Annotated in this window: 12 protein-coding genes; 9 read left to right on the top strand and 3 right to left on the bottom strand. The window is 58.4% G+C overall.

Features of this window, described 5'->3' with window-relative positions:
• Both DWW12_RS10040 and DWW12_RS07700 read left to right on the top strand, forming a co-directional pair.
• The coding region (locus tag DWW12_RS10040; protein ID WP_233544268.1) for a hypothetical protein at positions 1 to 309 on the top strand (309 nt) is incomplete at its 5' end.
• On the top strand, positions 275 to 973 hold the full coding sequence (locus DWW12_RS07700) for a helix-turn-helix transcriptional regulator (RefSeq protein WP_233544267.1): 699 nt from the start codon (positions 275 to 277) through the stop codon (positions 971 to 973). The genes DWW12_RS10040 and DWW12_RS07700, both read left to right, overlap by 35 nt.
• 429 nt (positions 974 to 1,402) lie before the next feature.
• On the opposite strand, the gene DWW12_RS09770 is transcribed toward DWW12_RS07700, so the two are convergent.
• Complete coding sequence (locus DWW12_RS09770) at positions 1,403 to 2,218, bottom strand: hypothetical protein (protein ID WP_147345482.1); 816 nt, start codon at positions 2,216 to 2,218, stop codon at positions 1,403 to 1,405.
• 102 nt (positions 2,219 to 2,320) lie between these two features.
• On the opposite strand from DWW12_RS09770, the gene DWW12_RS07695 reads away from it, so the two are divergent.
• Entirely contained in the window at positions 2,321 to 2,584 is a 264-nt protein-coding gene (locus DWW12_RS07695; RefSeq protein ID WP_231501614.1) for a helix-turn-helix domain-containing protein, read from the top strand.
• A gap of 203 nt (positions 2,585 to 2,787) precedes the next feature.
• On the opposite strand, the gene thrB is transcribed toward DWW12_RS07695, so the two are convergent.
• Complete coding sequence (gene thrB / locus DWW12_RS07690) at positions 2,788 to 3,669, bottom strand: homoserine kinase (RefSeq protein WP_006234874.1); 882 nt, start codon at positions 3,667 to 3,669, stop codon at positions 2,788 to 2,790.
• 203 nt (positions 3,670 to 3,872) lie between these two features.
• The gene (gene thrC, locus DWW12_RS07685) at positions 3,873 to 5,390 is read right to left on the bottom strand and encodes a threonine synthase (protein WP_117855638.1); all 1,518 of its coding nucleotides are present in this window, start codon (positions 5,388 to 5,390) and stop codon (positions 3,873 to 3,875) included.
• 103 nt (positions 5,391 to 5,493) lie between these two features.
• On the opposite strand from thrC, the gene DWW12_RS07680 reads away from it, so the two are divergent.
• The 6 genes from DWW12_RS07680 to DWW12_RS07655 all read left to right on the top strand — a co-directional run bounded on the left by DWW12_RS07680 (position 5,494) and on the right by DWW12_RS07655 (position 11,986).
• Entirely contained in the window at positions 5,494 to 6,882 is a 1,389-nt protein-coding gene (locus DWW12_RS07680; RefSeq protein WP_117778626.1) for an aspartate kinase, read from the top strand.
• A gap of 173 nt (positions 6,883 to 7,055) precedes the next feature.
• The gene (locus tag DWW12_RS07675) at positions 7,056 to 8,081 is read left to right on the top strand and encodes an aspartate-semialdehyde dehydrogenase (RefSeq protein WP_117778625.1); all 1,026 of its coding nucleotides are present in this window, start codon (positions 7,056 to 7,058) and stop codon (positions 8,079 to 8,081) included.
• Between the two features lie 696 nt (positions 8,082 to 8,777).
• Positions 8,778 to 9,353: a methylated-DNA--[protein]-cysteine S-methyltransferase gene (locus DWW12_RS07670; protein WP_233544266.1), complete on the top strand. Its 576-nt coding sequence runs from the start codon at positions 8,778 to 8,780 to the stop codon at positions 9,351 to 9,353.
• A 196-nt stretch (positions 9,354 to 9,549) separates the two neighbouring features.
• On the top strand, positions 9,550 to 10,050 hold the full coding sequence (locus DWW12_RS07665; RefSeq protein WP_117778623.1) for a cell wall metabolism sensor histidine kinase WalK: 501 nt from the start codon (positions 9,550 to 9,552) through the stop codon (positions 10,048 to 10,050).
• Positions 10,051 to 10,198: 148 nt separating this feature from the next.
• Positions 10,199 to 10,873, top strand: a complete 675-nt coding sequence (locus DWW12_RS07660; protein ID WP_117629922.1) for a TIGR00266 family protein — start codon at positions 10,199 to 10,201, stop codon at positions 10,871 to 10,873.
• Between the two features lie 411 nt (positions 10,874 to 11,284).
• Entirely contained in the window at positions 11,285 to 11,986 is a 702-nt protein-coding gene (locus DWW12_RS07655) for an ABC transporter ATP-binding protein (RefSeq protein WP_117816947.1), read from the top strand.
• Positions 11,987 to 11,991 lie beyond the last annotated feature (5 nt).

Below are 11,991 nucleotides of genomic sequence, written 5' to 3'. Positions count from 1 at the left end.
GCGGGGCATTCCCCGCCTCTTACACCACATCTCTGCGCGCTACCGCAGCGCATTATGTTTTTGGGGGATTTGGGCATTCAATATGCGCTTATGAGTGAGCGCGCGTTCTCGGCGATCAGGTTTCGCGATTGGAAGCAGGCCTCGGGAGCTGAGTTTTATCCCAAACGATTTGAGCGAGAACAGAACGCTCGACGTAAGTACCTGGATACGGTAAACGGATTTGACACCGAGGGTGTCGACATTAGGGATTTGATGTCAGGGAGGGTTGATTTAAATGATCCAAGAGTTAACGGATCGTGGGCCGAGTAGGACATATCCCGTCTATTACCTTGAGGACGCAATGAACAACCTCGGGGATTGCTTCGACTATGCCGTTAACGATTACGGAGCAGAAGGATCGGAAGTTGCTGAACTCTTTTGCCTGAGCGGCGTAGCTCGCGAGTTCGAACGCGGCAACGCATGGGTAGTGTCGGGAAAATCGGGCGTTGAGCTGTTCGCGCTTATCGCCGAAAGGTCGGGCTATCAAAACGGGCCTATACCGGACTGCGCCTATCGATTTGAGAAGACGCCGGAATATTGGGCGGGCTGGATACTGGCATACCTGCAGTGGCGCCTAGGAGAGTCTTTCGAAGATTTGCTGCATGTCGTTCCATTCGATGTGCTACGCAGTCTGTACTACCCCTGGCATGAAGCCTCAGAGGAACGTGTGGCGCGTCTTATTTGCGATATGGCGAAGAAAACACCTCGTCAAACTAAACTGGCGCAAGCAAGAAAGAGGCTCAAGAAAACCCAACAAGACCTGGCATACGAATCGGGCGTATCACTCCGCTCAATCCAAATGTACGAACAGCGCCAGAGAAACATCAACGAAGCATCGGTAACAACCGTAAGGGATATGGCGAAAGTCCTGCACTGCAGCATCGAAGACATCTTAGAGCCAGTCTTTGAATACAAAGAAACTAGCGCAGCCTAAAAGAGATGCTGGCCGCTGATTGCTCAAGTTGCAGTTCGAGCAATTTGAGCAGCGAAGCCGGCTGCCTAGTGGGGGCATGTGGGCCTTCTAGGTATCAAAATCCGCCTACGTATTGAAATGCCCCGCCAAGCTAAAGTGCTCGGCGGGGCATATTTCGATTGACGATGCTAGCAGGGGTTGAACTTTAATATGCCGCGAGTAAGAGGCGTCTGCATTTAGCAATTAAAGTAAATTATTCAATTCGGGTGCTCAGCCAGTATTCTCCATTTGAAGGTAAGATTGCGTACGTAATTCCATTTTTGACAGTTGGCGTACCTACGCAGGCAGCTCCAATCTCCTTAGCGTCGGAAAATGAGAGTGTTGGATCAATTGCTTGTATGGTTGCTAATGCTGTCGCCGCGGCATAATCTGAATTTTCGAAGTACATGACTATGTTTTTGAAGCAGTTTTCTGATCCAAGATAGCTGAATAGTAGTTGACTGCTCGAGTCCGAGAAAAACCTCCAATACCGGCAAGCGTAGAGCCATTTTTTATCTGAAGCTCGAGTCCCGTGCCGCTATCGTCTAACTCGTAACTCGCCTTCATACTGCTGCAATTGGGAATATCGGAGAATTCCTCGTTAAGTCGTTCAATAAAGCCTTCAGGTGAAATTGAAAACGATCCGTCGCCAAGAAAGGAAGTAATTTCCTTTTCGTTGCGGGTGTCAACGACCTCTCCGCATCTCCCGCATTCTCGAATTTCCTTCGAGGTGGCGTCAACGTAATCGACTTCGGTAGTCCAAGAACCTGGTTGATGCCCAAGGGGTTTCCCTTCGGTTTTGCCGCAGCGTTGACAGGTCTTCGGAACCGTGCATGTTGCTTCTTCCCATTCATGTCCGAGCGGTTTCCCCTCGGTTTTGCCGCAACTTTTACAGGTGCGAGGGCTTGTACAGTTTGCATTGGTCCAAAGTTTGTGGGTGCAAAACATTTGAGGAAACAGCATGGGTAAGCAGAAGATGACGGCAACTATCGCAGCAGTTGCGATAGCCGCTCGTTTATTACCACCAAGTTTGTTAATGGCACTCGTTAGAAGTGAATCGTCCTCTTCCTTATTGCATGTGGCACCGTCTTCATTTGATGATCGATCGTCAGGGGAGGTGGTGTCGTCAGCACCATCAGAAACCTGCTTCCCTTCGATATTCGGCTTCTGTTCATCAGATGCACTGGGCGTTTGCTCACTATTGGGCTCTTTCATCTCGTCATCCATGCTTATCGAGTCCCCTCTCTCGTTTCAAATGTGCGATGCGAACAATTGCGATAAGTGAAACAGATACTCACATGAATATATCCTAGTTTGGGATATATCAAAATGGAATATAGCGTAAACGGTATGAACGTTGATGCTAATAGGACATGCGGAAAGTGCCTCTCCCAGATTCGTCGGGAACAAGGTATCACTCAGGTTGAACTCGCAAAGAAACTGAGGGTACCTCAGTCGTTCATCTCGAAAGTCGAAACCGGGGAACGCAGTCTTAGGGTTTATGAGCAGTTCGCCTATGCAGAGGCACTTGGAATTACCGTCGGAGTTCTCGTGCAAAGACTTGAGGCGGTTCTGAGCAGCGGAGATAAATAGATTGCGCCGCGAATCGGGCGATAATTAAATCAGCGAATGCGATTATCCTGTCGAGGCTGCGAAGGTCCCCTTGGGGCTTCCCCTGAAAACAATCCGCAGATCGAATTGCCCCGTCGCGCGAAGCGCACGACGGGGCAATTCATGATCGAGGACGTTTTCAGGGGAAGCCCCAAGGGGACCGGTGAGAGCAATGAGGCAGGGCGCTACAGGTACTCGATTTGAGCGCCCTCGGTGTCGCACGTCAGAATGTGCGTGTCACACTTGGGGAACTGTTCACGCAGTTTGACCTGTAGGAACTTTGCCACGATGGTGTCGTCAGTCACGGCCATGAGGGTCGAGCCCGAACCACTGATCCAGATGGTCTTAGCGCCGCCGTTAAGGCAGGTGTCGCGCACGGCGTTGTAGTCGGGGATGAGGCGACGGCGATACGGCTCTTGGATGCGGTCGTCGTTGGCGGCGGCAATCAGATCCAGGTCGCCGGTCTCCAGGCCGCGCGTCATGCCGGCGATGCGGCCCATTTGCCATACGGCGGTGGAGAGTGGAATCTCCTGCGGCACAACCTTGCGCGCCTCGCTCGTATGTACCTCGTAGGGCGGAATCACGGTAATAAAACGCAAGCGATCGCTCACCTCGTAGCGCAGGCACTGGGGGAGCGAATCGGTCGGCGTAAAGGAGCAGACGGCGCCGCCCAGGATGGCGGGGGCGACGTTATCGGGATGGCCCTCGACCTCGGTGGCAATGCGGACGAGCTCGGCGCGGTCGACGGTGTGGCCTGTCAGCGCGGCGGCGGCCATAATGCCGGCGACGACGCAGGTTGAGCTGGAGCCCAGGCCGCGGGCGACGGGAACGTCAGTCTGAATGTCGATGGCGACGGGGAAGGCCGGCTCGCCCCATGCGGCCAGTGCGTCGACAAAGCTCACGTAGACTAGGTTGTTCTCGTTTTGAAACTCCTCGGGGCAGCCCGTGATGGTGAGCTTGTCGGCGCGCTCGAAGGTGAAGTGCGAGTAGAGGCTGACGGCCATGCCGAGGGTGTCGTAGCCGATGCCTAGGTTGGCGCTCGTTGCTGGGACGGTGATTTTGATCATGTGAGTCCTCCTGGCGTGCCTGGCTGTTTAGTTCGCTGCTCGGGCAGTCCTGCGCAAGACGGAAAGCACATTAAGTGCTTTCCTTTGCGTGCGGAACTCGCGACGAACTAAACAGCCAGGCACGCTGTGCGCGTTCGTCATCATCCCGGGGATTATCTGATAAAAGAAGGTGCGCCGGCTTTCGCCGGCGCTTAATAAGGAATCTAGTTGGTGCTCATTCGTTTTGCTGCAGACTCGACGTAGCTTGCCATCTCATCGACGTCGCAGACGTCTTCGAAACGGACGGGTTTGGATTCGAGTTCGGCGAGCTGGGTCGGGGCGACCGTGTTGGTGGCCTGCTCGAGCACACGCATAGCCTCAAAATCATCCTCGGGAACGTCGAGCCCCAGGGCGTCGCAGCAGGCGCGTGGGAACTTGTAGGGGCTGGCGGTCGAAAGCAGCACGCGGGCCTTGGCGCCCTCGGCGGAAGCGACCTGCTCAAAGACGTGGTAGCCGCAAGCGGTGTGCGGGTCGATCACGTAGCCGTTCGCGTCCCAGCAGCTCTTGATGGCAGCGCGGACCTCGTCCTCGCTGGCCCAACCGCAGCCAAAGACGCTCTGAATCTTTGCCAGCAGTTCGGCGGGTACCTCGTAGCGGCCGGTCTGGGCAAGCTGCTCCATAAGGCCGGCAACGAGCTCACAGTCGCCGTCGGACAGGAAGTAGAGCATGCGCTCCAGGTTGGAGCTAATAAGGATGTCCATCGACGGCGAGATGGTCGTGAAGAACGGACGGTTGCGGTCGTAGACGCCGGTGGTCAGGAAGTCGGCGAGCACGTTGTTCTTGTCGCTGGCCACGACGAGTTTGGCGACGGGCAGACCCATGCGCTTGGCATAGTAGCCGGCCAGGATATCGCCAAAGTTGCCGGTCGGCACGCAGAACTCCACGGCATCGCCGGCCTTGATGGCGCCGGCGCGCAGTAGCTGCGCATAGGCGGCAAAGTAGTAGACAACCTGCGGCACCAGGCGGCCGACGTTGATGGAGTTGGCGCTCGAGAGCACCGTGCCGGCGGCCTCCAAGCGCTCGGCAAGTTCCTTATCGGCAAAGATGCGCTTGACGGCACTCTGGGCGTCGTCGAAGTTGCCGCGGATACCGCAGACGGCGACGTTATCGCCCTCCTGAGTGGACATCTGCAGGTTCTGGACGCGGCTGACCTTGCCCTCGGGATAAAAGACAGTGATGCCCGTGCCCGGAGCGTCGGCAAAGCCGGCGAGTGCTGCCTTGCCCGTGTCGCCCGACGTGGCGGTGACGATCATGATGCGCTCGGCGCCGCCGTCCTTGGCGGAGGTGCGGGCCATAAGGCGGGGGAGCATCTGCAGGGCGACGTCCTTGAAGGCGCTCGTGGGGCCGCCAAAGAGTTCCATCACATAGGTCTGAGGGGCGTCAGCGCCCGGCGCAGCGTCGAGTTTGACGAGCGGCGTAACCTCTTCGCTCGCGAACGTGCCGCGGTATGCCTCGTCGACACACGCCGAAATTTCTTCGGCCGTGTAATCATTCAGTAACATTCCCAACACATCTTGAGCGATTTCAAAGTACGATTTATCTGCAAGCGAGCTGATATCGACCTGCTGGGTGCCAAGCTCGTCCGAGACAAACAAACCCCCGTCGGGAGCGATGCCGGTGCGGATTGCCACCTTACTTGAGCACGATAAAGTGCGTCCTCGTGTACTATGATAAGTTCCCATATAACACTGCTCCTCGGATGCCTTGGTCCCAATCGGTGAAACCATGGTATCAGAGCGCGCAAAACAGGTTTGCAGAGGCTTTTAGAAAGGTAACCTCCAGCCCATGATTAAGATTGCCAAGTTTGGCGGCTCGTCTGTCGCCGACGCCGAACACTTTAAGAAGATCAAGGCCATTGTCGATGCCGATCCGGCCCGCCGTTTTGTGGTGGTTTCTGCCTGCGGTCGCCGCTTTAAGGGCGACACCAAGGTGACCGACCTGCTCTACCTGGTTAACGCGCACGTTAAGTACCACGTGTCGTGCGAGGAGCTGCTCGAGGACATTGGGCAGCGCTATTTTGATATCGCTGACGAGCTGGAGCTCACCTATCCCATCCGCGAGGAGTTCGCGGCCTTTGCCGAGCGCGCCCGCTCGGGCGGCTACTCCACCGAGGAGCTCGTGAGTCGTGGCGAGTACTTCACCGCTCGCCTGATGGCCGAGTATCTGGGCCTGCCGTTCCTGGACGCCGCGACGGTCGTGGCGTTCCATCACGACGGTACGCTCAGCATGAACCGCACCTCCGAGCTGGTGCAGGAGTACGGTCAGCAGGGCGGCTTTGTCATGCCCGGTTTCTACGGCGCGACGCGTGAGGGTCAAATCAAGCTGCTCGACCGTGGCGGCGGCGATATCTCGGGCTCGATCCTGGCCAAGTGCCTGGGCGCCGACCTGTACGAGAACTGGACCGACGTTTCGGGCTTCTATTCTGCTGATCCTCGCATTGTGCCCGAGGCTCAGCCCATCGCCCGCGTTACCTACGAGGAGCTGCGCGAGCTTTCGTACATGGGTGCAAGCGTCCTGCACGAGGAGGCCGTGTTCCCTGTGCGCGAGGCAGGCATTCCACTGGTCATCAAGAACACCAATGCGCCGCAGGACCCCGGCACCATCATTAGCGAGACGGCTGACGAGGGTGAGGCAGAGCCCATCATTACCGGCGTGACCGGTAAGCGCGGCTTTGTCGCCATCAACGTTGCCCGCGACCGTACCAAGCCGCGCGTCGGCTTTATGCGCCGTGCGCTTTCGGTCTTCGAACGCTATGACGTTTCCGTCGAGCACATGCCCACCGGTGTCGACCGCTTTGGTGCTGTGGTGCAGGAGCAGGACGTGCGCGATTCGCTGTACTCGCTCGTAGGCGACATTCAGCAGGAGGTCGAGCCGCTCGAGATCGAGGTGGTCGAGGGCTTGGCACTTATCGCGACCGTCGGTCGTAACCTGCGCGGCCGTGCAGGTATCTCGGGCCACCTGTTTGGCATGCTTGGCCAGGCGGGCGTGAGCGTGCGTATGATTTCGCAGAGCTGCGATGAGATCAATATCATTATCGGCGTCGAGGAGAAGGACTTCGACTTGGCGATTCAGACCATTTACCGTGCCTTCTCCGACGAGAACGGCATTGTGAAAGTCGCGGACCTGGAGGCTCCCGCGCCGGTCGAACCCGCCCTGGCCGCCCTCCACAAGTAGCGGCCATTCCGGCAGATTTTGGGACATGCCCCAAAATCTGCCGTGGGGCGTTTCATTTCGGTTTCGTTTCGACGGGGCGGGTTTCATGCCCGTCCCGTTTTTGTATAAACTGGGCAAGAACATTTAGCCTGCTCGGCGTGCGGGCAAAAGCCACAACCTTAAAAGGGGGAAGCATGAAACAGTACACGGTTGCTATTTTGGGCGCGACGGGAGCTGTTGGCACCCAGATGCTCGAGTGTCTCAACGAGCAGGAGTTCCCGGTCGGCAAGCTCAAGCTGCTAGCGAGCGCGCGCTCTGCGGGCAAGACCGTCGAGTTCCGCGGCGAGCAGGTTGTGATCGAGGAAGCTTGCCCCGAGGCCTTTGAGGGCTGCGACATCGTACTCGGCGCTGCCGGCGACGATATCGCGAAGGAGCTGCTGCCCGAGGCCGTCAAGCGTGGCGCCATCGTGGTAGACAACAGCCATGCCTTCCGCATGGATCCCGAGGTGCCGCTGGTCGTGCCCGAGATCAATGCCGACGATATCAAGTGGCATCACGGCCTTATCGCCAATCCCAACTGCGCGACTATCATCGGCCTGGTTCCCACGTGGCCGCTGCATCAGCTCGCCGGCGTGAAGCGCATGATCGTCTCGACGTATCAGGCGGCTTCGGGTGCCGGCGCTCCCGGTATGGCCGAGCTCGAGGCTCAGCTGGCCGCCCTGGGTCGCGGCGAGGAGATTCCCGAGCCGCGTGCATTTGCCGCCCAGCTGGCGAGCAACCTGATTCCGCAGATTGGCGGCGTCAAGGAGGAGGGCTTTACCTCCGAGGAGATGAAGCTGCAAAACGAGGGCCGTAAGATCATGCATCTGCCCGAGCTGCGCGTGAACTGCACCTGCGTGCGCGTGCCCGTGCTGCGTTCGCACTCCGAGAGCATTACGCTCGAGTTTGAGCGCGATATTACGGTCGAGGAGGCCCGTGCTGCGCTGGCTGCCGCTCCCGGCGTCAAGCTGGTTGACGATCTGGGTGCCGAGGGTGCACACGACCGCTTCCCCATGCCGATGGATACGTCCGACCAGGACCTGATTTGGGTCGGCCGCGTGCGTCGCGACATCTCGAACCCCGAGGCCGCGCGCGGCATCACCTTCTGGTGCTGCGGCGACCAAATCCGTAAGGGCGCGGCAACCAACGCCGTCCAGATCGCTAAGCTGCTCTGCGAGTAGTTTGACCTGTCCGGCGGGGGCCGGGCTTGGTTTTCAGAACGTCCTCGACCATGTGTGGCGCCTTGTCCTGCTCCTTCGGAGCCGCGGACAAGGCGCCACACTGGTCTGCGGAATGTTCTGAAAACCAAGCCCGGCCCCCGCCTGCGGTGACGCTGTTGCGAGCGCTCTGCGATGGGGACGTTGTTGGTTGGGGCCGCTGGGCTGATGTGGGGGCGCGTGGTTGTTGCGGGCTCTGGTCCCGGCGGCGGCCTCGGCGCTTCGCGCCTGCCGCCTGGGTCTACTGCGGGGCCGTGGCGGCAGCGGCGGCGCTTCGCGCCTGCTGCCTGGGGTGACTTTGGGCTTGGTGCGAATTGAGGTCTAATACTTTTCCCGTGAAGTGAACGACCTTATTTGGACCCCCGAAGCATTGGCATATTTTGACCGCTATTTCCTGCGGTTTTGCAGCGCGAATCCTGCGGTTTTTTGGTCTAAAGGTGTGGATGCTCCGGGGCTTCGTTTTTACTCGTTCACTTCTCGGGAAAGTATTAGAGCTCAGCTGGCGGGGGTACCGCCCTGGCGTCGAAGCCCCGCGTCTTCTTCGCTTGATTGGGAAAAACAGCCTCGCTGAAGTAATTGCGAGCCCGCCCGGACGTATCTGCGGGGGTTGTCTGCACAGTTCGCGGTATTATGTTTGCTGAGTTTTGAAAGGAGCCGCTGGTGGTCACGACGACATTTGCCTCGCCTTTGGGCGAAATCCTGCTTGCCGCTGATGGCCGCGGTTTGACGGGGCTTTGGTTTGAGGGGCAGGAGCACTTTGGCTCTACGCTGCTCAAAGAGGATGCGGAGTATGTCGTAGGTACCGATGCGGTTTCTGGTACCGGTGGGATGTCTTCGGTGAGTCCGGCAAATGGTGTGGCCTCTTCGGTGCTTGAGCGTTCATGGGCTTGGCTGAATGCTTATTTTGCGGGGCAGGAGCCTCGGTTTACGCCGCCGTTGCATTTGATTGGCACGGCGTTTCAGCGCGAGGTTTGGTTTGAGCTGCTTTCTATCCCGCGTGGCGAGGTCGCTACGTATGGCGAGATCGCCCAGCGTGTTGCGGCTCGACATCATGTGCCGGGAAACGAGGCACCCGTTGTATCTCCTCGCGCGGTGGGGGCTGCGGTTGCGCGTAACCCCATTTCGATTATCGTGCCATGCCATCGCGTAGTTGCCGCCGATGGTTCGCTCAACGGATATGCCGGCGGGCTCGATCGCAAGGAGTGGCTGCTTCGGCTTGAGGGCGCCTATCTATAAGCTGCAGGCGGCCGCAACGCCCATGCGGCAAGCGCGCTCGCTGTACGGGCGTTGTTTGCAGGGCGAGATGTGAAGCCGCCCGTTCCTTAAGTCCGACTAAGCTATAACCTTGCTTTTTTAAATATGCTCATCGACCTGCTAAGGCAGCACTAAGGCGAGTGCGGGTGCGCTATTATCGGCGCTCACGGAGCGCTTGGTGTTCTTGGCACGCATGGACGAGGGCTCGGCGGGCTTTACCATGGCGTCGATCGATCTTTCGGAGGCGGTGAACAAGGTGGCGGCGCCGTTTAAGTCGGTGGCGGTCTCAGGCGGTAAACGCCTGTCGACGTCGATTGCGACCGGCGTGCGGACCCATGCCGATGCCGCGGCGGTGGCGCAGGTGGTTGAGTTGCTACTGGACAACGCCACGCGCTATGCGAGCGAGGGCAGCGTGATTGAGCTGAGCCTGTGCGCCGTTTCGCACGGCAAAGGCAAGGGCGCCGCCGAGCTTGTCGTATCGAACGCCGTGGACGAGCTGCCCGAGGGCGACCTGGACCGATTGTTCGATCGCTTCTATCGTGCGGATGCGTCGCGCAGCTCCAAGACGGGTGGCTCGGGCGTGGGCCTGTCCGTGGTGCGTGCCATCGCCGAGGCCCATGGAGGCGCCGCCACCGTATCCGGTCACGGCAACCAGATCACCTTCACCGTTTGCCTTTAAAACCTGCCAAAAAGGAACAGGTTTATTTTGGCAGGTTTTATCTGGGGAAACGTCCGCAGGAGAGGGCATGGGCGGTGTGAACATATGCATCTCTACCTGCTAAAATATAGGCATCGTTATTCGGCTCCTGAGTGGAAAGGAGACGGTCATGCAGTACGAGATCGGCGGAGGGGCTTTCCCGGTTGTTACGTGCAACCTTAGCGATGGCGAATCCATGATCACCGAAAGCGGCGCCATGGCTTGGATGACCCCCAACATGGAAATGTCTACCTCGGGCGGTGGCATCGGCAAGATGTTCTCCAAGGCTTTTTCGGGTGAGGCATTGTTCCAAAACATTTGGACCGCGCGTGGCGATGGCATGATCGCGTTTGGCTCCTGCTTCCCCGGCCGCATCGTGCCAATCGAGATCGGTCCGGGCAAGAGCTGGATTTTGCAGAAGCGTTCGTTCCTTGCCGCGGAAAGTGGCGTCGAGTTGAGCATTCACTTTAACAAGAAGGCAAAGGCCGGCGTCTTTGGCGGCGAGGGCTTTATCATGCAGAAGCTCACGGGCTCGGGTGTTGCTTTTGCCGAGATCGACGGCGACCTGGTTGAGTACGAGCTCGCTGCTGGCCAGCAGATGATTGTGGATACCGGCAACGTGGCCGGCTTTGAGGAGACCGTGAGCATCGACGCTCAAATGGTCAAGGGCGTCAAAAACATCATGTTTGGTGGCGAGGGCGTGTTCAACACCGTGCTCACCGGTCCCGGTCGCATCTGGTTGCAGACGATGCCCATTTCCAATCTTGCGGCAGCAGTGGCCTCGATGACCAACAACAATAACTAGTCCGCATAGGATAGCGCGCGGCGGGCTTACCCTGTCGCGCGCTTTTTTGCTGGCAAACGCCTCGCTTATAGAGTGTGGCTGCGCTGCTACAGCGAGCGTCGTCATCTCGTCACCCTGATAGCTTGCGGCAAGCGTGGCAATGAGGAGTGAGAATTTGAGTGCTCAGTCCCAAGGCATAATGGCGGCCATGCCAACAAGCAAAAACGAGTTGCCGGTGTCACGGAAAGGCAGGCGTCGGTCGATTCCACGTGAGACGGCTGTGCCGATCTGCACGGCCGCCCCTGCGCGTCCCGCGCTGCCCCCAAGAGGTACGTTTCCCCTTATAAAACCTGCCAAAATAAACCTGTCCCTTTTTGGTAGGTGGGAAATGGGTAATACTAAAGAGTTATCCGACCAGATGGGAATTAATCGATGGCCTATATCGAATTCAAAGACGTCATCAAGGCATACGGCGAGGGCGATGCCCGTATCCACGCGCTCGACGGCGCGAGCTTTACGGTCGAGCGCGGCGAGCTCGCCATCATTTTGGGTGCTTCGGGTGCCGGCAAGACCACGGCCCTCAACATTCTGGGCGGCATGGACACGGCAACTTCTGGCACCGTGACGGTGGACGGGCGTGACGTGAGCTCTGCCAACGAGGCTCAGCTTGTGGAATACCGTCGCGCCGATGTTGGCTTTGTCTTTCAGTTCTACAATCTGGTCCCTAACCTGACGGCGCTTGAGAACGTCGAACTCGCGGCGCAGATCTGCCCCGATTCGCTCGATGCCGAGCAAACGCTTCGCCAGGTTGGCCTGGGCGACCGCCTCGCTAACTTTCCGGCGCAGCTTTCGGGCGGCGAGCAGCAGCGCGTATCCATCGCCCGCGCGCTGGCTAAGAACCCCAAGCTGCTTTTGTGCGACGAGCCTACGGGTGCACTCGACTACAAAACTGGCAAGCAGATCTTGCAGCTGCTACAGGACACTTGCCGCAAGCAAGGCATTACGGTCATCATCATCACCCACAACTCTGCGCTGGCGCCCATGGCCGATCGCCTGATCCGCTTTAAGAGCGGCCGCGTGGAGAGCGAGACGGTCCAGCAAAATCCTGTGCCTATCGAGACGATCGAGTGGTAGCGCCC

Origin of the sequence: Collinsella sp. AF14-35 (assembly GCF_003464565.1) — a bacterium.
Taxonomy (GTDB): Bacteria; Actinomycetota; Coriobacteriia; order Coriobacteriales; family Coriobacteriaceae; genus Collinsella.
The sequence above is the reverse complement of the archived record's forward strand: the minus strand, read 5'-3'. Positions and strand labels throughout refer to the sequence as shown.

Coding starts and splice junctions, on each gene's coding strand:
- DWW12_RS07700 (WP_233544267.1), top strand. CDS start 275: ATGATCCAAGAGTTAACGGATCGTGGGCCGAGTAGGACATATCCCGTC.
- DWW12_RS09770 (WP_147345482.1), bottom strand. CDS start 2,218: ATGGATGACGAGATGAAAGAGCCCAATAGTGAGCAAACGCCCAGTGCA.
- DWW12_RS07695 (WP_231501614.1), top strand. CDS start 2,321: ATGGAATATAGCGTAAACGGTATGAACGTTGATGCTAATAGGACATGC.
- thrB (WP_006234874.1), bottom strand. CDS start 3,669: ATGATCAAAATCACCGTCCCAGCAACGAGCGCCAACCTAGGCATCGGC.
- thrC (WP_117855638.1), bottom strand. CDS start 5,390: ATGGGAACTTATCATAGTACACGAGGACGCACTTTATCGTGCTCAAGT.
- DWW12_RS07680 (WP_117778626.1), top strand. CDS start 5,494: ATGATTAAGATTGCCAAGTTTGGCGGCTCGTCTGTCGCCGACGCCGAA.
- DWW12_RS07675 (WP_117778625.1), top strand. CDS start 7,056: ATGAAACAGTACACGGTTGCTATTTTGGGCGCGACGGGAGCTGTTGGC.
- DWW12_RS07660 (WP_117629922.1), top strand. CDS start 10,199: ATGCAGTACGAGATCGGCGGAGGGGCTTTCCCGGTTGTTACGTGCAAC.
- DWW12_RS07655 (WP_117816947.1), top strand. CDS start 11,285: ATGGCCTATATCGAATTCAAAGACGTCATCAAGGCATACGGCGAGGGC.